We start from the raw sequence: 26843 nt of genomic DNA, 5'->3' as shown, positions 1-26843 counted from the left end.
TAAAGGATGTATTAGGCAGCAGACCACTGCCAGACAGTTGCACTTTCGGTAGGTAAAGTCAGTTCGATATAGTCAGCCTCTTGAGCCAATTTCCCCTCGCCGTCGAATTTTTCCCAACTGCCCGTCGGAATTATTGGCGAATTAGACAAAACACAGTGTCCTTCGCCATCTCGTTGCAGCGCAATGAGCAGCGTTTCATCTTCATACTGACGAACAAATACCAGCGTATTGGCGCGAGCATGTACCACCATGCATCCGCCTCGCCGTAATGCGTTACTGTGGTGTCTTAAGGTCGTGATCTGTTTAGTTAACGCCAATAAATCACCGTCCCAGCGTGACTCATCCCAAGGGAATGTTTTACGGCAAAACGGATCGTTGCCCCCATCAAGACCAATTTCATCACCGTAATATAAACATGGCACGCCAATCCAGGTGAAGAGCCAAACTAGCGCCATGCGCATACGCTGTGGTTTATCGGCCAATAAAGTTAAAAAGCGCGCGGTGTCATGACTATCCAGTTGATTGAACATAGCCAACTGCTGAGTATGCGATAAGCCTGCCCGGTAGCCTTCCATCCACTCGGCACACTGCTGAGCATCAAGCTGGATCGGCTGATAAGCCACATCAACCCCGGCTAAAAACGAACGCACTGGCAGCGCAAAACCCATATAGTTCATCGCGCCATCTTCCACACCAGCCTGCAGCCAACGCCGCGCATCACCAAAGTGCTCACCAAATACATAAGCGTGAGGATTTTCATTTTTTACCGCACGATACATCCCCGCAAGGTGATGCAAGTTACCCCGTGCAGTCCCTCCTTCCCCCAGCATATGCACCACATCAAGCCTCCAGCCATCAATGTGGTAAGGCTCTCTCAACCAGTGCCGCAGTACGCTATCGTCCGCCTGATAAACGCTGTCCACCACGGCCTGACTCGAGAAGTCAAGCTTGGGTAACGTTGAGTTTCCTTTCCAATCAAGCACTCGTCCGTCAGCGGTAAAAGTGAAACGTGTACGATGAGGAGAGGCAAGATCGTAAAATGCCCCACCCGTACGTTGCTGATAACGATCAAACCACGGATGGGTATCTCCCGTGTGGTTAAAGACGCCGTCAAGGATCAGACGCATACCCAACTTTTGCGTTGCCTCACGCAGGCGTACCAACGCGTCATTACCGCCAAGATAGGGATCGACCTGATAATAATCTTCAGTGTCATATTTGTGGTTGCTAGGAGCGGTAAAGATCGGATTGAGATACAGAGCTGTAACACCAATCTCCTGCAGATAAGGTAAACGTTCGACAATTCCGTCTAAATCACCGCCGTAAAAAGTGGAAGAGGCATTTTCCTCCGTCAAAGGATCGTCCCAGTCTTTGCGAATTACCTTGCGCTGCACAGCATGGTGATAATAACTGTCATTTTCCACCGAATGATCCTGTCCGCTCGCGGCGAAACGATCGGGGAAGATCTGATAAAAAACTTGATCGGCAACCCACTCCGGCGACTGCGTAGGGATCTCTACCGCAAATTGCTCCATCTGCGCTGGAGGAACGACACTGAAGCCCTGCGGCCCAAACCACTGCTGCCGATCGTCCCACAAAAATTTAAAGCAGTAGCGGCGTACGGCTTCACCGGCCAGCAGCGTGAGATCGGCCTGATAACAGATAAAATGCCCCTGTTTTTCTGGCTGCATCGTCAGCAGCCACTCTTCATTATCGGGCTCGCATCTCAACATAACCCGCTGCGGCAGTTCATCGTCTCCCTGCACCCAAAGACGGATCTCAAGATGCTCCGCGTGATAACGTACATACGGTGGTACCGGTAAATGCCAGGCAAACAACATAAGATTATCCCCCACGAATGATTAACGCAGAGCATGCCACGTTGCGATTAGGCCGCACTCCTCTATAACCACTTTTTATAGGGATGAGCGAGGGGGAGGATAGCGATGATTATGTTTATATTGGTGCTTTGCTTCGCTTCTGGTTGACTGAAAACGCCAAGTCGTTAGCCTATGTCAGGTTATTGCGTCAAAATATTTGAAAGAAAAGGGAAGCTCAATGCACAACACACTGAAACGATGGCTAGAACAGTATGGAATCGAGTTCACACATGTGACTTCGCTCATTCTTGTTATTGGCCTCATTATGGTGACTGCGGTCATCATTCATCTGCTTTTGCATCGGGTGCTACTTTCTCGCTTAGAAAAGCGCGGTCAGCACAGCAAAATGCTATGGCTGAAAGTGATTACCCAGCATAAGCTTTTTCATCGCGTAGCCTTTACGTTACAAGGCGTTATCGTCAATATCCAAGCGGTATTCTGGCTACATCCCGGCACTGACGCGGGCGATGCCCTGATTATCTGCGCACAAATGTGGGTAATGCTGTACGCGCTACTTTCATTCTTTTCGCTGTTGGATACGCTACTCGATCTCACGCGCAGTATGTCTATCGCAGAGCAACTGCCTTTGCGAGGTATATTCCAAAGCCTAAAATTGGTTGCGGCAATCATCATCGGCATTTTGATGATTTCGCTTCTGATAGGCCAGTCGCCGCTGCTATTAATTAGCGGTTTGGGGGCCATGGCTGCGGTGCTAATGTTAGTGTTTAAAGACCCAATCTTAGGTTTGGTTGCCGGTATTCAGCTCTCTGCAAACAACATGCTTAAGCTGGGTGACTGGCTGGAAATGGCTAAATATGGTGCGAACGGTACCGTTGTTGATGTTGGTCTGACGACGGTCAAAGTACGCAACTTTGATAACACCATCACCATGATCCCAACCTATGCGCTGGTGTCTGATTCTTTTATCAACTGGCGTGCTATGTCAGAATCCGGTGGGCGTCGAATCAAACGCAGTTTGAATATTGATACCACCAGCGTTCACTTTATGTCAGATGAAGAGCATCAACGGCTGATGAAAAGCGCGTTGTTGGCACCTTATATCGATGCCAAAACCCAAGAGATCAAGACCTATAACAATGGGTTGCATGCCGATCTCAGCTCACCGCTAAATGGTCGGCGGATGACAAATTTGGGTACCTTTCGCGCCTATCTAATTGCCTATCTCAATGCGCATCCGCAGATCCGTAAAGACATGACTCTCATGGTTCGGCAGCTTGCGCCAACGTCTGACGGTTTGCCTCTGGAAATCTATGCTTTCACCAATACAACGGTGTGGGCTCAGTATGAAAGCATTCAGGCCGATATTTTTGATCACACTTTCGCGATTATTTCCGAGTTCGGACTGCGTGTGCATCAAACCCCAACAGGTAACGATATGCGGGCAATAGGCCACACACAGCTAAACTAAGGCCCACACATCCCTTACCTTCAGCTGACATTTCCTCACATAATTGTTTCTGAAGGTAAGGAAGCGATGTCAAACATGGCCAAAAATGTCCACCCCCTTCCCTTATAATCAAAACCTGTTATCAATAGCACTCCTTTTATTCACATCAACGGAGGGGAAATTGTTCAGTACACTTTGCCTTAGTAAACTAAGGGCACACCTGATGCCATTTTTGTCTGCGCTGATCCTGATGACCAGTCTGCACTCTGCCGATGTCGATATCAGTAAACTTGCCAGTCAAAATAACCAAAGCTATTCTCAACTCACTAGCGATTTACATGACGTTCGTGAAGCGCTAATTCTCAGCGTACGTGAGTCTCGGCGAGAAGAGCAAGATGAAGAGCACCATGAGGTCACTGCACCAACTGCAAACGCCCAATCAGGTAGAAATCTACGATTAGGTTGATAAGGCCTCTACACGTCTAACCCCCATAAAAAAACGGAGCCATTTGGCTCCGTTCTCATTTCATCAAGGTTCTGGCTTAATCTGAGATCTGTTTCTTTTTGTCCTGCGATGCAACTTTGGCTGACTTCTTCACTAGGCAATAGCCTGCCAGCAACACCACAACCCAAACCAATCCAGCATAAAGCGACACTCGGGTATCTGGGAAATAGCCAATCAGGCCAATAATAAACACCAGGAAAATAATACCGATGACCGAGGTAAATATTCCCCCACGTAATGGGAATTCCAGTGCTTTAACTTGTTCAGCGCTTAAGCTGCGGCGGAATGCAATCTGAGAGAAAAGGATCATGATCCACACCCAAACAGTAGCAAACGTTGCCAGCGAAGCAATCACCAAGAAAACATTTTCAGGCATGATGTAGTTTAGATACACCGCGATCAGCAAGGCTAAAACCATCACCAATACCGTTACCCACGGGATGCCACGGCGAGAAACCTTAGAGAAAATCTTCGGCGCATGCCCCTGCTGAGCCATACCATGCAGCATTCGGCCCACACCAAACACATCGCTGTTAATCGCGGACAACGATGCCGTAATCACCACGAAGTTCAAAATCCCAGCAGCTACGGTAATCCCTAAATGCTGGAACGTCAGCACAAACGGACTCCCCTGCGTGCCGACCTGATTCCATGGATAGATCGACATAATTACGAACAACGTACCAACATAAAACACGAGAATTCGCAGCGGTACCGAGTTGATAGCTTTAGGAATCGACACTTTTGGATTTTCAGCTTCACCCGCCGTGATGCCGATAATTTCGATCCCACCGTAGGCAAACATCACCAACTGCAGCGAGAAAATCATGCCAACGAAGCCGTTACTGAAGAACCCGCCGTTGCTCCACAAATTGTGGATCCCCGTCGGCTGGCCGCCGTTTCCAATGCCCCAGAAGATGATACCAATGCCCGCGACAATCATGATGATGATAGTGGCAACTTTGAAGAAGGAGAACCAAAACTCAAGCTCGCCAAACACCTTCACGCTCATCAAATTAACCGCACCGATGATCAGTACGACGCTGAGTACCCAGATCCAATGCGGAACCGCGGGAAACCAGACACTCATATAGATGCCAAACGCGGTAACATCTGCAATCGCGACAATCAGGATTTCAAAGCAATATGTCCATCCAGTGATATAACCCGCCATTGGCCCTAGATAATCCTGCGCATAGCGAGAAAAAGAGCTGGCCTGAGGATTATTGACCGACATCTCACCGAGCGCACGCATGATAATAAAAGCGACAACGCCGCCTATCAAATAAGCCAGTAAAACACTCGGACCCGCCATTTTTATGGCATCAGCAGAGCCATAAAACAGTCCAGTACCAATGGCCGAGCCTAACGCCATAAAGCGAATGTGACGCGTATTAAGCCCACGTTTCAGCTGGTTGGGTTGTTGTTGCATACAAAAATTACCCGTTAGTACCTGTCAAAAAAAACACGGGCGCTATACGCCCGTGCTGCAAATTAACTCATATTTTTTGATTATAAATGCACAGAGTTCTGAATACACTATCTAAATATGTAATGAGTTCCGTCTGGAGTAATCTTTAGTTATGCACCGCAACGTTACGCGCGCCCATGGTGCGGTCATAAATGCCCATCACAACCAGAACCGCTAATGACGGTGGTAACCATGCTAACCCTTGACCTGCCAGCGGCAAATGCTCCGTCCATGCTGGCATATGGGATGACAACGCAGAGCTTTTCAGCGCATCCAAGATGCCAAATACCAAGCTAATAACCATTACCGGCGAAAATACGCGCGGAGCGGAATTCCACCAGCGCAGAGTGAAGCTCAACACCACCAGCACAATGCACGGCGGATAAATCGCGGTCAGAACTGGAATGGAGATTTGAATCAAATGGCTCAGGCCCAGATTCGATACCACCATAGAGAACAGACCCAGAATAAATACCAGCGTACGGTAGCTGAATGGCAAGTACTGAGCGAAGAATTCGGCACACGCACAGGTCAGGCCTACGGCCGTTACCATACAGGCAATAAAGATCAGCGCGGCTAAGAACAAGCTACCGACACCACCAAAGGTATGCTGAACATAAGCGTGTAAAATAACCGCCCCATTTTGAGCATCTGGCACCAACTCACCGCTGCTCGAACCCAGTTTGAACAGGCTCAGATAAACCAGCGTTAAGCCAATACCTGCGATTAACCCTGCCCAAATAGTGTAACGCGTCAGCAAACGGGTATCGCTTACACCGCGGGAACGAGCCGCGTTAACGATAACAATACCAAACACCATCGCACCAAGCGTATCCATTGTCAGATAGCCATTAACGAACCCGCTGGAGAACGGTACCTGTTGATAAATTTCAATCGCGGGAACATGAGAACCTGCTGGCCACAGAACAGCGGCGATCCCCAGAACGGCCAGCGCAACGATTTTCAACGGCGCTAAAATATGACCAACGGTATCCAGCAATTTGCCCGGATACAGAGAAATAGCAACGACCAAGGCAAAGTAAACTACGCTATAAATCAGCAATGGGGCTGCGCCGTCGCCGGTTAGAGGCGCGATACCGAGTTCAAAAGAAACGGTTGCCGTACGCGGAGTCGCAAACAATGGCCCTACGGCTAGGTAGCAGACGGTTGCCAGCAGCAAACCCGCCTTACGGCCAATTGGCGTGCTCAGCGCATCGATACCGCCACCGACTTTCGCCAAAGCGACGACGGTGATAACAGGCAAACCTACTGCGGTGATAAGAAAACCGATAGCCGCAATCCAGACATGCTCGCCAGACTGCAACCCTACCATCGGAGGGAATATGATATTGCCTGCACCGACAAACAGCGCGAAGGTCATGAATCCTAATGCCAGGATATCTTTAGAAGTTAAACGATGAGTCATAATGAGATGTCGTGCTGCCTTATAACAGTTTAAAGAGTTTCAATCGAATAATGAGCCGCGGAGAAATATCCTTACAGATGAGAGATATGCCGACAGAAGAAAATAGCGTTATAGGACGATCGCCTTTTTCTTCATAACTTCATAATTCACACCAACACATAAACGCCGCTCTGTCTTGATTTCATAACCCTGACTTCCCCTGAGAGAAGCCATTGGTGTGGGTTACACCACCCGACAGATGATTACTGTATAAGTTATTAGCTGGCGTTATATGGCGACTACACCGACAAGTAAACACGTTCTGGCAGGTAAAAGACAAGAGCTAAATTCACTTGCGGAATCATCATCCAGAGAAAGTTGGCAGACCAGTTAATGATTTGGCATTTTAAGAGTATCACCATACATAAATTGCCCCTTAGGGTGGTATTCTCTGCGGATGATTGTTCAATAAATAACCCACGCATAGAATTTTACACTGCGAGAGACCATGGCAAAAAAATAATGTATATCGCTATCAAATGGTAAAAATGAACAAATAAAATATATAAAAATCAATTTGTTAATTAACAATGAAAAAGAAATAGCCGCCAGAAAACACTGGCGGCCATAAAACGCAGATTTCGTTAACTTCTGGTTTAACTTAGAGAGAAGCGAGAGATTGCGGCTTTCCTAGCAGATAACCCTGAATATAATCAACACCCAGTGCTTTTAACTGAAACTTCTGTGCTTCATCTTCGACGTACTCAGCAACCACTAAAAGCTTTTTCAAGCGCGCAATCTGACACATCGCAGAGACAATCTGCTGATCGATCGGGCTATCGATCAATTCACGAACAAAGCTGCCATCAATTTTTAAGATATCAGCTTCAATATTCTTCAGGCGATCGTAACTGGCAAAACCAGTGCCAAAATCATCGATAGCAATTCGGCATCCCATCTGTCGGAGCTGTGACAGTGTTTTTGCCGTGAGCTCTTTAGACTGCGTAATATTACTTTCTGTTATTTCGAGAATGATCTGGTAGGCCTCAACCTGATACTTGGCCAACAAGCGGGAGATATCCTGTACCAGCGTAGGTCTAGCCAGCGTTGACGGAGTCAGATTGATCGAGAAACATGCAGCAGGAAAGCGCTCACGGTTTAAATTAATAAACTCCAGTACATGAACAAGTACCCATAAGTCGACATCGTAATTCAGACCAAATTCAGCGACAACAGGGAAGAAGTCGTTAGGCATGATGATATTGCCATCTTCATCATGCAGGCGAAGCAAAATTTCGTGATAACGATCGCCTCGAAACCCTTCAATAGGCTGAGCCATCAGCATAAACCGATCTTTATCCAATCCTTGCTGGATATGATGCAGCATCGCCACTTTGCTATGAATACCCTGCTGCAAGCTCTGAGCATTGAGGTGGGTGGATTCCGCATTCCCTGTAAGTAGCGAACGCTCTGCCATAGAGCTCAACTCGCCAATAACGCTATAAATATGAACCAGCGGCTGGCGAACCGTGCAATAGCCGATTCCATAGTGCAAACGTAGTGGTAAGCCGTTCCACAGTAAGCGGAATAGCTTCATCGCATCATTAAGGCGTTTAATCGTTTCGGGCGCATTTCGATTATTAAGGCGCAAGACAAGATCGTAACTCGGTAACTGATACACATCTTCGTCAGCCGCCAACACTTTTTTGATCATGCAGGCTAACCGTTGCTTATATTCAAGCTTAAGCTGCATGCCATACGTGCGGCAAAGCGTATCGAGATTCGCAATACGTAGGAAACAAACAACCGAACGCTCATGCTGCTGCAAGTCATATTGTAGGCAACGAAGGTTCGGCAGTTGAATGACGGGATCGATCATTGATGCCCGCTGGGTCTTTTCATAAAGACGACGTTGGCGTGTATTCACTGCCGCCATCAGAATAATCGTCAGCGTAAACATCACCATCATCGACATAATCAACGCAAGGCTATGAACCAAATTATCCCATTGTACAAAACCGTCATAGTTTAGGAGTAACGTGATCACCGATGCTGACCACACCAAGCTGGTGAGCTGATATCCATAGCGCATCGCACCAAAAAGCATTAATGGCAGCAACAGCGTTAACGTGTAGTCAGTATAAAAAATACTGCTATCGTCAGTGGCAGGAATAACCAACACGGTTATCATCGCTACGAGCAGCAACAGCCAGATCTGAATTTCCCATGCCGTGACACCTTGCGCGATTTCCTTACGGCAACGATTTACAATGACGCTAAGAAAACGCGGCTTAAGAACAACACGCAGCAGGTAATAACACGCAGGTACACCCGCGAGACAGGCGAGTACCAATGCTTGGTAGCCAATCAGTGTTCTAATAGAAAAAGGTGCCGATGCGGCCATTTTTTCAACGGGTTCGAAAATGCCCAGAGCAACAATTATCTGAATCAACATCAGGAAGACGAGCGGCAATACGACAACCATCCAAAACAGCCGCGGCAACATGGTTTGCATTCGGCCAAAGCCACATGACCAACGCCGCCCTACATGCTTCAGAAAGCCATACCAGCTAATACCAAGCGAAAGCACTAGCGCAGTGGCAACAAGTGCCCCCGGTAAATAACCTATCTTATAGATATAAAGACCAAAGGAGACAACGGCTAGCGCTGGCATCACGCGCCAGCTAAAAATCATTAATAGCGAAAGTGAAACCGCCATTGGTAAGAATAAAAGATAAACGACACCATCACTCGTGACGAGATGAGGAGATACAAAAAGGCTGAAAGGTAATAATACGAGAGCAAAAAGCAGGGGAGTCCCCCACCAATAATTCAAACGATGCAGTAAATATTGTAATTGGCTCATGGATTAGACTTCAACAGGTCCCGAGGTCACTCCTTGCTACATGTTCTAACACGGTCATAAAGCAACTTATAAAATAGAAACCGTTGAAAAAACAATGATAATTAAAAGTGGCTTCCTAATCACTCTTTTGAACTCAACCTTTGGAGTTCAGAACGTCAACCCAAGCCCATTGTAATGAAATACATCTGAGAGCGGCCTGAAATATTATGTAACGGCGCATTCTACCTTTTGATAATGATCAAAAAACACTAAATTCAATCATAAATTATGCTTAATCCAGATTTATCCTGTAAGTCACTCTCAGCATACATGACACAAAAAGATTAAATAATGAACCAATGTTAAACCATCATTTAAAAAGCAACTAAAATGCTAGACGTTGTCAGCGTCGAAAATTACCCTATTAAACGTTAAGCAGTGTGATGAGGTAACTCATTCATAGTATGAAATATTTTTATCACACGGTATCCTATGATTGACGCCCGAGCCCGACTATGCCTAAATCAGAGACTGATATCTCTAAAACGAGATGATTAGATAGTGATGAATATTCATAAATTAAAACGACGTACTAACGTCCACATGACCAAAATTGTATTGCTAATCAGCTTCTTTATTTTGATTGGCCGCTTAGTTTATGCCTCCTTTGGTGCGATATCCCATCATCAGGAAAAAAAAGAAAATACAACGCCTGCGCCTACTGAAAAATCTCAGCCTTTACAGATGAATACCCCAGAAACGTCGTCAGTGGATAAAAAAGGGGCACAACCCTAGTCTGACGACTACTATCTAAGAGCTCAATTCCCGCCTGCTGCTTAATAATTAATAAAAAAGGAATGATTTTTCCAATGCCCGTCATTGCAAAAAATAGCGTCAAACAACGCGCAGAAGATCGCTTCCGTATCCTCCAGTTACTACTCAATAATAAATCGTTATCTGAAGGGATACTCGGTAAGCTTGAAGACCCCTCGCAGCTCAACAATCCCGAACTTCTCGACCAGACCGCAGAAATAAAATCGCTAGTAAATAAACTCCCTGCGCCAGACTTGGCGGATACACTAGAAGCACTTCCTGCAGAAGAAAGACACGCATTATGGCGTTTGGTTGGAAAAGAAAAACGCGGTAAAACGCTGGTTGAAGCCTCTGAAAGCGTCTGGGACAGCCTGATCGACGAGATGAGTGACAAAGAGTTACTCAAAGCCCTGCAATCACTAGATATTGATGAACAGGTTTATCTCGGACAATACCTCCCACGCAATTTGATGGGACGCCTACTTACGTCCATGGAACCAGAGCAACGCGCACAGGTTCGAGAGGTCATCCGCTATGGTAAGCATACCGTTGGCGCGATTATGGACTTCGAAATCATTGCCGTGCGCCCTGATATTTCTCTCGCTACCGTGCAGCGTTTTTTACGCATGCGCGGAACCATTCCGCTCAATACTGACAAACTGTTTGTCACTGACCGCACTAACCGTCTGCTTGGCGAGCTCTCTCTAACCACGGTCTTGCTGAATAAACCAGAGGCGCTGGTTGGTGATGTCATGGACAAAGACCCTGCAACTTTTGATCCCGAAGATAATGACGAAGATGCAGCGCGTACCTTTGAACGAGATGACCTACTCAGCGCTGCCGTGATTGATGGCAAAGGCAAGCTAATGGGACGCCTAACCATCGAAGACATCGTCGACGTCGTTTATGAAGAGAGTGATACCGATTTACGTCGTATGGGCGGTTTAAGCGCCGAAGAAGATGTTTTCGCTCCCGTAACAAAGGCGGTCAAAACCCGTTGGGCATGGTTGGCCATTAACCTGTGCACGGCGTTCGTGGCTTCACGCGTTATCGGCTTATTTGAGCACACTATTTCGCAGTTGGTGGCGCTTGCGGCGTTGATGCCTATTGTGGCAGGAATCGGCGGTAACACAGGAAACCAAACTATCACCATGATAGTTCGGGCCTTGGCCTTGCAGCACATCCAGGCCGGGAATGTCTCATTCTTATTATTACGCGAACTGGGCGTGGCGCTGATTAACGGCGTGGTCTGGGGCGGCATTATGGGCGTCGTCACTTTTTTGCTTTACCACAATGCAGCTATGGGTGGCGTCATGACGTTGGCAATGGTGCTAAATTTGCTGATGGCCGCGTTAATGGGCGTCATTATCCCGATGACTATGATGCGTTTTGGCCGTGATCCTGCCGTGGGTTCCAGCGTACTTATCACCGCGATCACAGATACCGGCGGTTTTTTTATTTTCCTCGGTTTGGCAACGCTATTTCTGCTTTAACACCTCGCTAACTTTCAAGCTAGCGCACAGATTCTTTCGTTGTCTTGTGCGCTACAGCTAAACACCTCACAAGAGATAAACCAGAATTCATTTGCTATGCTAATTAATGTTGCACATGATGACATTTAGACTAATATTCGTGAAAATGCTAACGCAATAAATATCAGATAAATTAACGTATTGAACGTGTCACGTACACGTCATTAAGGCAGGGGTATGGATGTTAGTTTAGATGTTGGCGATGAAAAAAAGCCCTATTTTATTGTGACGCTTACCGTTTTCGCCGGTCTGATTTATCTGCTTGCCTGCTTCTGCATCACACTCACTCAGCACGACACCAACCTAGCCTCTTTGTGGTTCCCTACGGCGGCAACTATTGCCTTTTTATTCCATCATAAAAAGCATCAATGGCCTTTTATATTGCTCGCCGCTCAGTTAGCCACCATGGCAGCTAATTGGACATTTTTCCCTATCAGCCTCTTCTCGGTTCAACTCGCTTTGATCAATCAAGTTCAGGCGGTGGTATGCACCTTGCTGTTGAGCCGATTCCTAAATCATAAATCGCCAATTAACGGGCTCTATACTTGGCTCAGATTTGTTATTTGCAGCGTTATACTCGCACCGTTATTTAGTGCAACGTTAGCCGCAACCATTGTTTCACTGCATGGACTTGCGCCATTCAACCAAATTTTTGGTGTCTGGTTTATGTCAGAATCGATCAGTGTGATGGCGCTAACACCGGTTGGACTTCTCTATTATCGCGGCTTTTGGCGTAAGAGTCTTAATGAGCGAACGCTGACAGAAAGCATCATGATCATTGCGATTGCGATGGTTTCTTGTTTTTACGCCATGCAGTATCTGCCCTTCCCCTTCACTTTCGCCATCATTCCTATGCTTTGGGCCGCCATTCGCCTGCCGCTGCTACAGGCGTTTACCAGTTTTTTATGTGTCATAGTCCTGCTGGCGATCATGATGGCCTATCACGTGGTAGATATACGTTCAGCCTACCCTTCCGTGAATGATGTGCTGGTTTATACCCCGCTTCTGCTGGTGCTGTTGCCCGTTAACTCGGTTGCGGTACTGATGCACGCATTCCGCCTAGAGCGCGACCACATCGAAGAAAGCGAAACCCGTTTTCGCAACGTGATCGAATTTTCAGCTATCGGTACCGCATTGGTTGGCCTTGATGGCCGCTGGATTCAGGTAAACCCTGCGCTTTGCCAGATGCTGGGCTATCCTGCGCGCACGCTAACCGACATGACATTTCAAGACATCACGCACCGCGACGATTTAGAGTCCGACCTCCATCAACTAAATGCGTTAGTGGAAGGAAAGATTAGCAGCTACAGCATGGAAAAACGCTACTTACACAGTTCGGGTACCAGTATTTGGACCCTGCTCAGCGTTTCCTTAATTCGCGATCCTCAAGGTGAACCGCTGTATTTCGTATCGCAAATAAAAGACATCAGCGAAATAAAGAATAACGAAAGATACAAACAACAGCTTTTAGACAAACTGCATGAAGAAAAAGAGCGTCTGCATATCACGCTGACGTCGATCGGCGACGCGGTGATCAGTACCAATAGCCTGATGCGGGTGACGTTCATGAACCCCGTTGCAGAAAAGATGACCGGTTGGACACAACAGGAAGCGCTCGGTTTACCCATCGACAATATCGTGCATTTGTATGACGGTATTGATGGTGACAGCGTTTACCCGCTGCGTACTGATGAAAGCAGTCATGCCAGACGAGCCGAAGATCGCTTGATCCTAAAAAACTTACAAGGCACGCATTTCGATGTACAAAGCAGAGTTTCCGAGCTCACCACGATCAACGGGAACGTAATGGGCTATGTGCTGGTATTCCAAGATGTCAGCGAATCTCGAGAATTGCTACGCAAGCTCTCTTATAGCGCATTGCATGATCCACTGACCGGGCTACCGAACCGAGTTAGCTTTGAACAGGCTCTGAAACGAGCCCTCCGTCAGGCCGTGGAGGAAGAACGCTCCCACGCGCTGATATTCCTCGATCTAGACCGATTTAAGGCCGTTAACGACAGCGCCGGCCATGCCGCTGGCGATGCCCTATTGCAAAAAATCAGCCAACTTATGCATTCAAATATCCGCACTCAGGATATGTTAGCCCGCCTAGGCGGCGATGAATTTGCTTTCATTCTTATCGATTGCGAAGCAAGCAAAGCTAAAGAAATCATTGCACATATCATTCATCAGATAAATGACTACCTCTTTGTATGGGAAGGAAAACTTCATCGCGTTGGCGCCAGTGCAGGCATGACGCTTATCAACGTAGGCAACGCCCTGGCCGTTGATCTGATGAATCAGGCCGACATAGCGTGTTACACAGCGAAGCACAGCGGACGTGGCAAATTAATGAGCTATGAGCCCAAACACAAGCAGCACTTAAACTATGGTAAAGGGTTACTTAGCGCTGAAGATATTGATGATATTTTGACAGAAAACCGCATCAACATTCAGGCTCAGGGCATTGCGCCGCCCAAAACACCTCAGTCTATCGCGTTTTATAACCTCGATCTCATCCCTCATAACGCCGTAGGGGTAAATATTTTACCTGAGCTATTTCAGGAATCTTGCTTCCAAAATCATCGCCGTGAAGAGGTCGACCGTTGGTTGCTACGTGAAGTGCTAGAAAACCAAGCGCATGCTTTGAAAGACAAAGGTATTAGCATCGCTATTCCTATTGCCACCGGTAGTCTATGCAACTCAGCATTTATCGATCGCATGTTTGAGATGATTCAAGCCTCGCCGCTTCCGCCTTCACGATTAATGCTTCGAGTGCCTGAAAGCGCTCTTAACGAAGATTACGCACAAGCGCAGCCTGTGCTTAATAAACTCACAGATCTAGGCTGTCGTTTGATCTTTGAAGACTTTGGCCGCAACCTCAGCGTGATTGAACGTTTGCAGTCAGTCAAAATCGAATATGTCATGATCACGCCAACGCTTATCACCAACGTACATTGCAATCAAATGGACGAAGTGCTGGTTTCGATCATCCATGGAAATGCATGGCGTCACGGCGCGCAGACTATCGCAGGACCCGCCGACATACAGGCTTCCCTGCTGACTCTCGACAGCATCAAAATCGATTTAGCCTTTGGCAATATGATTCAAGAAGTTAAACCGCTTTCATCCGTTCTACAGGACGGATATTTCGGCATTAACTAGAGCGGAATATCGGCACCCTCTCGCTTCAAAAGCCAGGCTTTCCTATCGATGCCGCCCGCGTAGCCGGTTAATTTCCCTGAGGAGCCAATGACTCGATGACACGGGATCACGACCGACCACGGGTTATGTCCGATTGCTTGAGCAACGGCCCGCACGCCTTTAGGATTACCGACTTTCAACGCCACGGCCATGTAGGTACAGGTTTCACCGCAGGGAATTTCGCTTAATGCTTGCCATACAGCCTGCTGGAATGGCGTGCCACGCGCCGCCAACGGGAAGTCAAAGCCATCGCTGTCGCCGGAGAAATAAGGCTGTAGCTGCTGACGTGCACGCTCAAGTACAGGGTGATGATTGAGCTCCCGATGCTGACTAAAATCAGGCAGATATTTTTGCCCATCAAAATAGACGCCGTGCACACTGTTATCATCAAACAAAATAAACATCTGGCCCTGAGGCGTTTTAAACTGACTGTAATTCATCATAATGTCTCCATTGTCCAAGCGTCGTTATGCCAAAGATGCAAATTGGCATAGGCACGCCATGGCCGCCATCGTTCGGCATATTTCACAATTTTACTCGGCGTCATCTGCGGGAAACGCTGTTTAATCAGATAATCGCCCTGTAAGAATGCATCTGGCCAACTCCACGCGCGCATCGCAATATAGGTAGCGGTCCAACTGCCGATCCCTTGAATAGCGGTGATAGCCGCAATACTCCCTTCAATATCCAGAACATCTTCTAGGATAAGACGCCCTTCACTCACCTCCTGCGCCAAACGCACAATGCTGGCGGCGCGTTTAAGTGGTATTCCGATAATTTTGAGCTCTTCCGCTGACAGCACAGCCAACCGATTAGCATCGGGGAATATGGCATTCAAACCCTCTAACGGCGTATCTACAAACTCCCCCCAACGCTCAGCAATCGCCGAGGCAAATTTCGCCGCCATTTTTACGCTAACCACCTGCCCTAAAATAGCCCGTACCGACTGTTCAAACGCATTCATGCATCCCGGCAAACGTAATCCTGGATTGTGCAAGGCGAGCTCACCTAAGCCTTCAGCGATGGCCTGCGGATCAGCATCTAAATCTAACAATTGGCGAACTCGGCGCAGCACTTCTGGCGCATGCGCCGTTAAAGAGCTCGAAATCTGCACCTTGACTCGGCATCGCTGAGCATCGGGGCGCAAAGCAATCCATCCCGAATCCTGCCCCACGCGTAACGTGCGCTGATATTCACCCTCGTCCGTCACGTTATCCACACCGGCCACGCAGCGCGCCTGCAGGAACCCTAGCATCCAGCCCCAATCATAGGGAGGACGATAGCTAACCGAAAGCATGAGTCCTTCTTCTTGCTTCGTCTTATTGGCACGCAAAGAACTGGGCGTCATTCGATACCTCGCACTGAATAACTCATTAAAGCGTCGCAAACTACCAAAGCCCGCGCTGAACGCCACTTCCTCTAACGGCAGATGGCTATCCATCAAAAGCCGTTTGGCCTGCAGTAAGCGATAAGATTGCGCATACTCAATCGGTGAAGCACCAAAATGCTCGGCGAAAACCCGTCGTAGCTGGCGATCCGAAATACCTAAACGCGTCGCCAGTGCCTCACAGCTATTCTGCGTTAAATAGCCCTGCTCGATTAGCTGAACCGCAACCTGTATATAACGATTAGAGAGATCGACAATGGATAAGCCGGGAGCGAGCTCTGGGCGGCACTTTAAGCATGGGCGATAACCATCGCGCTCAGCCGCCGCTGCGCTAGGATAAAAATGACAGTTCTCTGCTTTTGGCGTGCGCGCTCCGCAAACCGTACGACAATATATTTTTGTTGATGACACTCCGACAAAAATACGCCCATCAAATTTGGGATCGCGTGCTTTTAATGCGGCATACCAGATTTCATGATTACCGTTCATATTACCCCCCGCTTATTCTGTACACAGCTTATCCTTAATTATCCGTTCTGACTCGCGGAAATCGGACATTGATATCACCATAAGATCGCCACCACCGCATGCCTAAACAGGAATGACGGGAGGAGTTCATTGATGAAAACGGCACAATAGAGTAAAGTCGCCGCCCTTCATGGCATGGGGAACGCAGGAGAACATATGTTTATTGGATTTGATTACGGTACCGCAAACTGCTCCGTCGCAGTCATGCAAGGTGACCAACCTGAATTACTACCGCTTGAGCAGGACTCTCCGTATCTGCCCTCAATGTTGTGTGCGCCTACGCGTGAAGCCGTAAGCGAATGCTTACATCGCCATTGGCAAGTGCCAACCGGCAGCGATGAAAACCAACAATTATTGCGCCGTGCGATAAATTTTAATCGGGAAGAAGATATTCCCGTCACCGCAGATAGCCTACAGTTTGGCCTAAAGGCGCTCAGCCTGTATGTAGAAGACCCAGAAGAGGTTTACTTCGTCAAATCACCGAAGTCATTCTTGGGTGCCAACGGCTTGAAACCTCAGCAAATCGCAATGTTTGAGGATTTGGTGTGCGCCATGATGTTCCACATCAAACGTCAGGCGGAGAGCACGCTGAATCAATCAATTACCCAAGCGGTTATTGGGCGTCCGGTGAACTTTCAAGGCACCGGCGGCGAAGAGGCCAACGCACAGGCACAAGGTATTCTTGACCGTGCTGCCCATCGCGCAGGTTTTCAGGATGTGACTTTCCAATTTGAGCCCGTTGCTGCTGGGCTTGATTTTGAAGCAACGCTGAACGAAGAGAAAAAAGTGCTGGTCGTTGATATCGGAGGGGGTACAACCGACTGCTCCGTCCTGCTGATGGGCCCGCAGTGGCGCGATCGCACCGATCGTCATGAAAGCCTGCTGGGCCACAGCGGCTGCCGCGTGGGCGGTAACGACTTGGATATCATGCTGGCCTTTAAACAGCTCATGCCGCTGTTGGGCGCGGGTGGCGTCACCGAAAAAGGCACCGCGCTACCTGCCTTACCTTATTGGAATGCGGTCGCCACCAACGACGTTCCCGCACAAAGCGACTTTTACAGCACGGCGAATGGCCGCATGTTACGTGATTTAATCCGTGATGCCGCTGAACCTAGCAAGGTTGAACTTCTGCTGAAAGTTTATCAGCAGCGCCTAAGCTATCGCTTAGTGCGTAGCGCAGAAGAGAGCAAAATTGCGCTTTCTCAGCAAGATAGCATCAGCACAACGCTGGATTTCATTGCCAATGGCCTAGTTCAGCACCTCAACGTTCATGAATTAGCCGAAGCCATCACTCAGCCTCTAGAGCGCATTCAAGAGCAGGTCAGCAGTGCCTTAACCGTCAGCAACATCACGCCTGAGGTCATCTATCTGACCGGAGGAAGTGCTCGCTCACCTCTGATTCGTGATGCGCTGGCGCGACAGCTGCCGGGGATCCCAATCGTCGGTGGCAACGACTTTGGTTCGGTAACCGCCGGTTTGGCACGCTGGGCGCAGCGTATTTATCGCTAAATGTAAGTAAATGCCAACTTACCAATGAAGTGTGGCACCTATTGAACATCATCTGTAGGTGCCACGTTTTTTGTCTGCTGTGCGGCGGCATCAAGACGTTCCGTCAGCCTGCGAATTGCTTCTGTGAGTGCCTGAATCTCTTTTTCTTTCAGCAGATCGATTTTTTCGTGCAACAACTCAATTTCCAGCTCCGCTTTCACGTTAATCTCAAAATCATTTTCCGCCCTTTTTCTATCCATATCACTTTGCCGCGTTTGGCTCATCATAATGGCTGGTGCCGTATAGGCCGCCTGAAATGAAAGCAGCAAATTCAACAGGATAAATGGATAGGGATCCCACGCATTATGGCCAAACCATGCATTACCAACCATCCAGCATGCTAGCAAAATGCTTTGGATGATGATAAACCGCCACGAACCAATCACGCTGGTAACGCCATCCGCCATCCGCTGACCTAGCGTTAAAGCCGGTACCGAAGTGCCGGTAACATTCGTGGCCTTTTTCTGATTCAGGAACTTTTCTCGACGTAAACGACGCGATTCACGCAGCTTTTGTAGTAATGAGTTATCGTTAATATTCATGGAGTTTCTCTGCAACAAACATCAGTAGCTTTCATCGTGGGGCAATTAAACCGATGACAGGATACTCCCACTTTGGCAACGACATTCGAATTCGTCAAACATGCCCCGGCAAAGTCGATAAAAAAAAGCAAATCAGATATCTATTCTCATTTGCGATACATGATTCAACTCACGAATTAAGATTGAAATTTAGTACTTCAGTGAACGATTAAGGCCAAAATCGGTTGTGAATTTGTTAGCTTTTTGGGCATGTTTTTTGCCGGAGCTAAATAAAACGAAAAAATAGCACGAAAAGCAAAAAAGAAAGGCCTCAAGTACGCTTACACATCTTGTCAGATTGTCCCCCTTGGGGCAAAATACGCGCCCTGCAAATGGCCGATGTATAAAATGACATCGGTTATTTTTTTGCATCAGGTAATGAGTTTTATAACTGAGGCCGGCTTAAAACCGGACATGATAATCGCTATTTAGCGGCACATTTAGCCGCGCTACTACTGAGGAAACTTAGATGGGGCAATCATTCGCTTTCGCGCCGGGATTCACTGGCATGCGCTGCAGCAGCAGCGACTACGGGGCTGGAGCTTCTTTCTCCGCTCGCGCTTCTTTTACATCTCCCCTGTCCGAATATTATTCAATTATTAGTAGTCTCTTCACACGAAGTTTTCCTGTGATCTCTCCGCTTTGCGCAACATCGAACCAAAAAGTCGAGAGCATGGGAGGACTGCGTCATGGCGATTAATACCTCACCTCAAAAACGTGTCGAACTCCGTAAAACATTGACGCTTGTACAAGTCGTCATGATGGGGTTGGCCTATCTGCAGCCGATGACCATTTTTGATACCTTTGGTATCGTTAGCGGTCTCACTGATGGCCACGTTGCCACATCTTATGCTATTGCACTGATTGCAGTGTTGTTCACTGCGGTTAGTTACGGAAAGCTGGTTAAACGCTTCCCGTCAGCTGGCTCAGCCTATACCTACGCGCAGAAGGCGATTAGCCCGCACGTTGGTTTTATGGTGGGTTGGTCTTCTCTACTTGATTATCTGTTTATGCCGATGATCAACATTTTGCTGGCTAAAATTTACCTTGAAGCAATTTTCCCAGGCGTACCGTCTTGGATTTTTGTGGGTGGTTTAGTCACGCTGATGACCCTATTTAACCTACGAGGCATTAACCTCGTTGCAAACTTGAACTCCATCATTGTGGTGATTCAGGTTGCTATCATGATTATCTTCTTGGGTCTGGTTATCCACGGTATTTACGGTGGTGAAGGTGCCGGTACGCTGATCAGCAGCCGTCCATTTATCTCTGAAAATGCGCATGTGGTGCCAATGATAACCGGGGCGACGATACTCTGCTTCTCGTTCTTAGGCTTTGATGGTATCAGTTCATTGTCTGAAGAAACGCCAGATGCAGGGCGCGTTATCCCGAAAGCAATTTTCCTGACAGCGCTGATTGGCGGTGTGATCTTTATCGTGGTGTCGTACTTCTTACAGTTGTACTTCCCAGATATCTCACGCTTCGCGAACCCAGATGCATCACAGCCAGAAATCATGCTGTTTGTAGCAGGCAAGTTCTTCCAGTCCATCATTCTGGTGTTCTCCTGCGTCACGGTACTGGCTTCAGGTATGGCCGCACACGCCGGTGTTTCTCGCCTGATGTACGTTATGGGCCGTGATGGCGTGTTCCCTGAGCGCCTGTTCGGATACATCCACCCGAAATGGCGTACTCCTGCGTTCAACGTGCTGTTGGTCGGTTGCATTGCCTTGTCAGCGGTATCATTTGATCTGGTGACAGCCACAGCGCTAATTAACTTTGGTGCTCTGGTGGCGTTTACTTTCGTGAACCTGTCAGTTATCTCTCAGTTCTACATTCGTGAAAAACGTAATCGTACGCTGAAAGACAACATCAACTATCTGCTGCTGCCGGTATTAGGCGCTGCAACCGTTGGTGTGCTGTGGGTAAACTTGGAAGAGAGCTCTATGACGTTAGGTCTGATTTGGGGCGCTATCGGTCTGGGTTACTTAACCTTCCTGACTCGCCGCTTCCGTCAACCGCCTCCGCAGTATGACGCTGAAATCGCTCAGTAAAAACTCAACCTGATAAACTAAAAAGCCCGTTCACTGAACGGGCTTTTTTATATTTATTAGCCAATCGACAAACGCGCCTAAAGCCGTCTGCACATGCGCGCATTCTCAAGCTGCTGTCCGCCGACCTCAACGTTTTGGCAATAAACAATCTCAAAACCATAACGCGTGAAGAAAGGCTGGGCAGTAAGGCTTACATAAGCATAAATTTCAGGAAGGCTACGCAGCTGCGCTCGTTGCAGTATTTCATCCATCATCGCTCGAGCGATGCCCTGATGCGCAAATGAAGCTGATACATAGAAATGATCGATTAATCCATCAGGCTGCAAATCGAAATAGCCGGCGATCTCTCCGTCAACTAAGGCTACGGTCGGTTGAATACGCTCAAGTACGTCCAGCCAATAATTAGGATCCGCACTAGCCTCAATCCATGCCGTTCGCTGAGCGAGATTATATTCACCCACGGTGAGTTGAGAAACCGCAGACTCATACACTAGCCGCAAAGCAAGCGCATCAGAATGATCAAACAGGCGAAATTGAATCTGCGGCATAAGACTAGGCCTTGGTAGCCAGCATAACGCTGGAGGCTTTAATCAATGCAATTACGCGACTGCCGGCGCTTAGCGCCATTTCCTCTGCGCTTTCATTGGTAACAACGGAAGTGAGTTCAATCCCCTGATCGGTTTTCACATGCACCGTTGAGTTCACAGCCCCCTTAAGAAAGGCACTCACTTCACCGGCGAATTGATTACGGGCAGAAAATACTAAACCACAATCCTCTGAAGCCAAAATAACCCAAGGCGCCTTGATTAACGCGACAGCGTCTTTGCCTTTGCTTAACCCCATGGCTTGTTTGCTCGCGTGAGTGACGACCGCCACAATTTTCGAGCCGCCGTTTAAGGTCAATTCAACCTCGTCATTGACGGCTCCATCCGCGACAGCTGAAATGACGCCACTAAATTGGTTACGTGCTGAAACAGACATTTTGCTCTCCTTGATTAAACAAACTGTATTGAGGACACAATGATGCAGACTCTAAACAACTCACGTAACATCAAGGAGATAATTCAGGTTAGTAAGACGAACTCACATTGATGTTGCTTGAAATTCACGAATCTAGACCGACCCTTAATACTAACAGAAGTTAATCGCAGCAACAGAGACCAACCCGATCTATTCAGCCAGCCACTTCAGCACCAAAGAAGACTTCGTCTGCGCGACGTGAACGTTCATAACCAGAGTAATAATATTCCTGCAAACCACGATCTTCGCTGCCGTGGAAAAAATCAGCAATGGCATCACGTTCTAGTCCGTAATCGCGCGCCAACTCCCCCGCTCGGCAGGCAGCCATATAACGATTTTCAACCCGTTTGCCAAAGCTGTGTGCAAATCCACAAACGAAACCACGCCGATAGTCGAAGCAGTGCTGGCTCATCTCATTGGCCGATTTAGGTTCATAAGCCCTTACGCCGTCCATCACACCTTCGCCAAAATGATTTTTCACATCATCCTCCACGACTCATTCACCATGAGAGATAACCTCAATAAATTGCTATCGTTGAGCAAATAGCAATCGTTATATAAATTATTATATAACGATTATATCAATGAAAGGTATACCCTTCGCGAGGTAGGCTAAAGACAAGTCTGAGAATCGAATGAGGGTCAATTCAAGTGTATGACGATCATCGTTCAACCGAGTATAATCACGTGCTTGATTCGAGAACCGCATCATAACGCTATTCTGTAATCACGAAATTCTGTTATTACTCAATTTTGTCACGACTACATAGGGGAAGAAAATGGCTGATGAGTTTGACAACGCCAGTGCACTGGAAGAATTAGAGCGTGACCTCGCTCTTGCTAACCGCCAAAAGACGCAGATGCCATTTACCGGTATGTGTTATAACTGCCACGAAAAAATTGAAAGTGGCAACTTTTGCGACAAAGACTGCTGTGAAGATTGGCAGAAAGCGCAATGGGCTAAATCACAGCGCCAACGTTAATTTTTGATTTTAATATCAATAATATAACGTCACAGTTTTAGTAAACTAACGGGAAGGTCAGAGATGTCATCAACGCCAGCCGAAGTGTGTTATCACGTCAATAAACCGATCACTGTGGCACAGTTTTCACAATTGTTGTCTGAAACAACGCTAGGCCCTCGACGCCCGCTAGATAACCCTGAATGTTTGGCTGGAATGTTAGAACATGCAGATATCTTAGTCACTGCATGGGCTGGTGAGCGCCTGATTGGCATCGCTCGTTCGGTGACAGATTTCAACTACTGCTGCTATTTATCCGATCTGGCGGTATCAGAGTCGGTGCAAAAAAGCGGTGTAGGTAAGGCATTAATACAGATGACGTGTCGCCAGCTGAAACCCAACTGCAAAGTTATTCTGCTGGCAGCACCGCTCGCACAGGAATATTACCCACGTTTGGGCTTTGATCAACACCCAAGCGCGTGGACCTGCACCGCCGAGAGTCTTATCTAATTTCCCACTAAACCCTATTTCAATCACAAATTCATCATAAACATCTGTTCTATGAATGGTTTGTGATTGAAAACTGATCGTGCTCAATACTCGGTTTTTCCTGATTGTTAATCTATTATTTCGGATATTAAATTGATTGACGCTTATGGAAAAGCATGATGCTTGAGCAATACCTAAATATTTTTTTCGCGCTGTCTTTGTCGAAAACATGGCCCTAAATTTCTTCTTAGGCATGTGTACGTTTTTGGCTGTCTCAAAAAAAATCGAAACGGCATTTGGGCTTGGGCTCACCGTTACCGTATTATTAGCCGTTGCTACACCGTTAAATAATCTCATCTATAACTATCTACTCAAAGACGGCGCTTTAATTGAAGGCCTTGATTTAAGCTTCCTCGACTTTATTACCTTTATCGGCGTTCTTGCCGCACTGGTGCAAATATTAGAAATGATATTGGATCGCTTCTTACCTGCACTACACCATTCGCTGGGTGTGTTTCTACCGCTTTTAACCATTCACTGCGCAATATTTGGTGCAACCATATTTATGGTTCAGCGCGAATATAACTTCACCGAGTCATTTGTATATGGCACGGGATGTGGGCTTGGCTGGCTACTTGCGATTGTCGCGATGGCGGGTCTGCGGGAAAAAATGAAGTACTCAAATATACCCGAAGGAATGCGTGGATTAGGTGCAGTATTTTGCACGGCAGGTTTAATGTCACTTGGGTTTATGTCATTTGCCGGCATCAATCTTTAAACAGCCTAGAAACTCAATTAGCCATAAGTGCGAAATGATGCATCCATTGTCTATAAATGCATCATTTGTATGATTTATCCAACGTAACGTGAACAGCGTCACAATGAAACACCGTTTTGAAGTATAAAAAGGATCCATACCGATTCATATTTCAAGGCAAATCTCATGACTACGACTGTAAAAAATTATATCTCAGACAATAAATCAACTATCGATACGCTTGTTTTACGCTTTTGCTGGGGCGTAGCCGCGCTCGGTGTTATCGCCTGCGTTTTGCTAACTAAAATGTATTGGTAAATGAATTCCTAGATTTACTCTTAGCCAAAAAAATCCCCAACTGAGATAACGCCGTTCGTTTAAGAGATCGAGATACACGGGGCTAGCACACCGCGGGGCGCTCCGGCAGCTAAAGCTGCTACGACCCCATCGGTGTACTTCCCCTAAAATCACGCTTAAGTGAATGGTGTTACCAACTGAGGGGATTTTTTTAGCTGCGTTAAGCTAACAATATTTTCTGTAACTCGTTTAACGAGCTCACTTGATAGCTTGGCGAAATACCGTCTGGCAAAGCCGCACCGGTCGTATTTAGCCAGCAGGTATCGATGCCTGCATTGATACCGCCCAAGATATCTGAGTGAGGGTTATCACCCACCATTAAAATGCGCTCTTTGGGCGGATGATTCATCTGTGAGAACGCATATTCAAAGATCCCAACGTCTGGTTTAGCAATCCCAACTTGCTCAGAAATCACCAACGTAGAAAATGCATCCTTCATCCCTGTTCGTTCCAAACGCACCGTTTGCAGCTGAGTAAAACCATTGGTAATAATACCCATATTGGCCTTACCGCTCAGCGCATTCACTAACTCTCTGGCTCCAGGTAGCACATCGCATATATCAGCCATCGCCTGCAGAAAGGCGTTATTGATTTGGCAAGCGGTCACTCCTAAGCGTTGAGCCCAAAGCTCGAAACGCGTGATCTGTAGCTGTTGTGCGTTGATTCGGCCATCTTGATAATCCACCCACAGTGGCTGGTTAACCGCCTGATACTCTGCGTAATCCTGATCGGTAAAATCAACGTTAAAACGAGAGAACATCAGCTTTAAACCTTGAAAAGCATCAAAACGGAATAACGTCTCATCAGCATCAAAAAGAACCCAACTGTACTTCATGGTACTCGCCTCTCTCGTCATTTTTCTTTTCGCTCACTAAGCACTGAAATTATCAGACTTAAAAATTCGGGGCTTAGAATAGCGCAAACCCCGAACATTCGCTTAAGAAATGGTTCGGGGTTTAGTATTTAATTAAAATAATTTATGAGCTAATTAGGCGTAGAGAGAAGTGTCTCCAACAGGCCGTGTTTTAAATCGGCGATGCAGCCATAAATATTGTTCTGGCGCGCGCAAAATTTCTTTCTCAATCACGCTATTAATAAATTCAGCGGCTGCCTGTTCATTATCGTAAGGATAATCTTTCAGGCCGGGCTGAATAATAAGGTGATAGCCGCTGCCGTCTGGCTTACGGATCAACACCGTTGTCAGTAGAACAGGCTTAGCCAGTTTAGCGATAGTAAAGGTGCCGTTTGTGGTAGCCGCTTTTTTAACTGCAAAGAATGGAGCAAACGAACTTCCCTTCGGCCCAAAATCTTGGTCTGGGGCAAACCACACAGCCTCACCGGCTTTAAGCGCATGCACCATACCACGCAGATTACGACGATCAATCATCGCTTTATTCGAACGAGAACGTCCACGGGTTTGAACATACTCCATCACTTTATTGTTGTGTTTGCGATACATTGCCATCATAGGGCGACAAAGCCCCATTACGCGTCCGCCCAACTCAAGCGACATAAAGTGTACGCCAATCACCATCACGCCACGGTTTTCCGCTAAGGCTGCATTAAGGTTCTCAATTCCGCTCACATCAAACCACTTCTTGATGCGCGCATCAGACCAAAACCACGCCATTCCGGTTTCTAGCAGCCCGATGCCTAAAGACGTAAAATTATCCGTCACGCGAGCGTCTAGCTCTTCAGGTAACAGTTCAGGGAAGCACAGTTCGAGATTACGTCGTGCAATCGTAACACGGCGTTTTAGGAAACGTTTGGAGATACGCCCCATCGCTCCGCCAAGACGGCGAATGATAGGGTAAGGTAGTTGAACTAATAAATATAACAAACCTAGCCCAAACCACAGCGGCCAATGGCGCGGGTGCAGCAAGCTTGTTGAAAAACCAGAGTGTTTCACAATAGACCTTCTTTCTTTATACATAGCAGTTTGCGTATCGCATAAAGAAGAATTTATCTATAGCGGTACATATAGTGTTTGACTCACTGCATTTGATTAAGTTGCAGCAAAAATAAAACTTAATAAATTTTATTTTATTCGCACAGCAGATTTATCTTATCTGTCTTAATTTTCAGAATGATACTAGATTT

Annotated in this window: 22 protein-coding genes; 10 read left to right on the top strand and 12 right to left on the bottom strand. The window is 47.2% G+C overall.

What is annotated here, in order from left to right; all coding sequences use genetic code 11:
- Positions 1-11 precede the first annotated feature (11 nt).
- Entirely contained in the window at positions 12-1841 is a 1830-nt protein-coding gene (malZ, locus tag BN1044_RS08630) for a maltodextrin glucosidase (RefSeq protein ID WP_072308348.1), read from the bottom strand.
- A 217-nt stretch (positions 1842-2058) separates the two neighbouring features.
- On the opposite strand from malZ, the gene BN1044_RS08625 reads away from it, so the two are divergent.
- Both BN1044_RS08625 and BN1044_RS08620 read left to right on the top strand, forming a co-directional pair.
- The gene (locus BN1044_RS08625) at positions 2059-3309 is read left to right on the top strand and encodes a mechanosensitive ion channel family protein (RefSeq protein WP_072308347.1); all 1251 of its coding nucleotides are present in this window, start codon (positions 2059-2061) and stop codon (positions 3307-3309) included.
- A gap of 202 nt (positions 3310-3511) precedes the next feature.
- Positions 3512-3754, top strand: a complete 243-nt coding sequence (locus tag BN1044_RS08620) for a hypothetical protein (RefSeq protein ID WP_072308346.1) — start codon at positions 3512-3514, stop codon at positions 3752-3754.
- Between the two features lie 76 nt (positions 3755-3830).
- Here the strand turns inward: BN1044_RS08620 and proY are convergent, their stop codons facing one another.
- From proY to BN1044_RS08605, 3 genes are all read right to left on the bottom strand, one after another.
- The gene (gene proY / locus BN1044_RS08615) at positions 3831-5225 is read right to left on the bottom strand and encodes a proline-specific permease ProY (protein WP_072308345.1); all 1395 of its coding nucleotides are present in this window, start codon (positions 5223-5225) and stop codon (positions 3831-3833) included.
- A gap of 145 nt (positions 5226-5370) precedes the next feature.
- Complete coding sequence (gene brnQ / locus BN1044_RS08610; RefSeq protein WP_072308344.1) at positions 5371-6690, bottom strand: branched-chain amino acid transport system II carrier protein; 1320 nt, start codon at positions 6688-6690, stop codon at positions 5371-5373.
- A gap of 640 nt (positions 6691-7330) precedes the next feature.
- Entirely contained in the window at positions 7331-9535 is a 2205-nt protein-coding gene (locus tag BN1044_RS08605; RefSeq protein WP_072308343.1) for a sensor domain-containing phosphodiesterase, read from the bottom strand.
- 543 nt (positions 9536-10078) lie between these two features.
- Here BN1044_RS08605 and BN1044_RS08600 point away from each other — a divergent pair.
- The 3 genes from BN1044_RS08600 (at position 10079) to BN1044_RS08590 (ending at position 15024) form a co-directional block, all read left to right on the top strand.
- Positions 10079-10309: a YfgG family protein gene (locus BN1044_RS08600; protein WP_072308342.1), complete on the top strand. Its 231-nt coding sequence runs from the start codon at positions 10079-10081 to the stop codon at positions 10307-10309.
- Between the two features lie 74 nt (positions 10310-10383).
- On the top strand, positions 10384-11820 hold the full coding sequence (gene mgtE / locus BN1044_RS08595) for a magnesium transporter (protein WP_072308341.1): 1437 nt from the start codon (positions 10384-10386) through the stop codon (positions 11818-11820).
- 216 nt (positions 11821-12036) lie between these two features.
- On the top strand, positions 12037-15024 hold the full coding sequence (locus tag BN1044_RS08590) for a PAS domain S-box protein (RefSeq protein WP_072308340.1): 2988 nt from the start codon (positions 12037-12039) through the stop codon (positions 15022-15024).
- Here the strand turns inward: BN1044_RS08590 and BN1044_RS08585 are convergent.
- On the bottom strand, positions 15021-15506 hold the full coding sequence (locus BN1044_RS08585) for a methylated-DNA--[protein]-cysteine S-methyltransferase (RefSeq protein WP_247650289.1): 486 nt from the start codon (positions 15504-15506) through the stop codon (positions 15021-15023). The genes BN1044_RS08590 and BN1044_RS08585 overlap by 4 nt on opposite strands.
- Positions 15503-16939 carry a DNA-3-methyladenine glycosylase 2 gene (alkA, locus tag BN1044_RS08580; RefSeq protein ID WP_072308339.1) on the bottom strand — a complete coding sequence of 479 codons (1437 nt, stop codon included), beginning with the start codon at positions 16937-16939 and terminating at the stop codon, positions 15503-15505. Before alkA ends, BN1044_RS08585 begins: the two co-directional genes overlap by 4 nt.
- Before the next feature lie 195 nt (positions 16940-17134).
- Here alkA and yegD point away from each other — a divergent pair, with 195 nt between their 5' ends.
- Positions 17135-18487: a molecular chaperone gene (yegD, locus tag BN1044_RS08575; protein WP_072308338.1), complete on the top strand. Its 1353-nt coding sequence runs from the start codon at positions 17135-17137 to the stop codon at positions 18485-18487.
- 38 nt (positions 18488-18525) lie between these two features.
- On the opposite strand, the gene BN1044_RS08570 is transcribed toward yegD, so the two are convergent.
- Positions 18526-19068 carry a DUF1003 domain-containing protein gene (locus tag BN1044_RS08570; RefSeq protein ID WP_072308337.1) on the bottom strand — a complete coding sequence of 181 codons (543 nt, stop codon included), beginning with the start codon at positions 19066-19068 and terminating at the stop codon, positions 18526-18528.
- Between the two features lie 728 nt (positions 19069-19796).
- Between BN1044_RS08570 and BN1044_RS08560 the strand changes: the two genes are divergently transcribed.
- Positions 19797-21158: an APC family permease gene (locus BN1044_RS08560; RefSeq protein ID WP_072308336.1), complete on the top strand. Its 1362-nt coding sequence runs from the start codon at positions 19797-19799 to the stop codon at positions 21156-21158.
- 77 nt (positions 21159-21235) lie between these two features.
- Here BN1044_RS08560 and BN1044_RS08555 read toward each other — a convergent pair whose 3' ends face one another.
- From BN1044_RS08555 to BN1044_RS08545, 3 genes are all read right to left on the bottom strand, one after another.
- Complete coding sequence (locus tag BN1044_RS08555; RefSeq protein WP_072308335.1) at positions 21236-21706, bottom strand: GNAT family N-acetyltransferase; 471 nt, start codon at positions 21704-21706, stop codon at positions 21236-21238.
- A 4-nt stretch (positions 21707-21710) separates the two neighbouring features.
- Complete coding sequence (locus BN1044_RS08550; protein WP_072308334.1) at positions 21711-22139, bottom strand: TOBE domain-containing protein; 429 nt, start codon at positions 22137-22139, stop codon at positions 21711-21713.
- A gap of 193 nt (positions 22140-22332) precedes the next feature.
- Positions 22333-22659, bottom strand: coding sequence for a DUF2623 family protein (locus BN1044_RS08545; RefSeq protein WP_072308333.1), 327 nt, complete (start codon positions 22657-22659; stop codon positions 22333-22335).
- 298 nt (positions 22660-22957) lie between these two features.
- Here BN1044_RS08545 and BN1044_RS08540 point away from each other — a divergent pair, with 298 nt between their 5' ends.
- The 3 genes from BN1044_RS08540 (at position 22958) to nqrE (ending at position 24407) form a co-directional block, all read left to right on the top strand.
- Entirely contained in the window at positions 22958-23161 is a 204-nt protein-coding gene (locus tag BN1044_RS08540; RefSeq protein ID WP_004095514.1) for a hypothetical protein, read from the top strand.
- A gap of 63 nt (positions 23162-23224) precedes the next feature.
- A complete protein-coding gene (locus tag BN1044_RS08535) occupies positions 23225-23650 on the top strand; it encodes a GNAT family N-acetyltransferase (protein ID WP_072308332.1) in 426 nt (141 codons plus the stop codon).
- A 208-nt stretch (positions 23651-23858) separates the two neighbouring features.
- Positions 23859-24407 (top strand): NADH:ubiquinone reductase (Na(+)-transporting) subunit E, encoded by a 549-nt coding sequence (nqrE, locus tag BN1044_RS08530; protein ID WP_081329558.1) that lies wholly within the window; start codon positions 23859-23861, stop codon positions 24405-24407.
- A 496-nt stretch (positions 24408-24903) separates the two neighbouring features.
- On the opposite strand, the gene yjjG is transcribed toward nqrE, so the two are convergent.
- Both yjjG and lpxP read right to left on the bottom strand, forming a co-directional pair.
- Complete coding sequence (gene yjjG / locus BN1044_RS08525) at positions 24904-25578, bottom strand: pyrimidine 5'-nucleotidase (RefSeq protein WP_072308330.1); 675 nt, start codon at positions 25576-25578, stop codon at positions 24904-24906.
- A gap of 153 nt (positions 25579-25731) precedes the next feature.
- A complete protein-coding gene (lpxP, locus tag BN1044_RS08520; protein WP_072308329.1) occupies positions 25732-26676 on the bottom strand; it encodes a kdo(2)-lipid IV(A) palmitoleoyltransferase in 945 nt (314 codons plus the stop codon).
- Between the last annotated feature and the right edge of the window lie 167 nt (positions 26677-26843).

It is taken from the genome of Hafnia alvei, from assembly GCF_900095695.1.
Classification (GTDB): domain Bacteria; phylum Pseudomonadota; class Gammaproteobacteria; order Enterobacterales; family Enterobacteriaceae; genus Hafnia; species Hafnia alvei_B.
The sequence above is the reverse complement of the archived record's forward strand: the minus strand, read 5'-3'. Positions and strand labels throughout refer to the sequence as shown.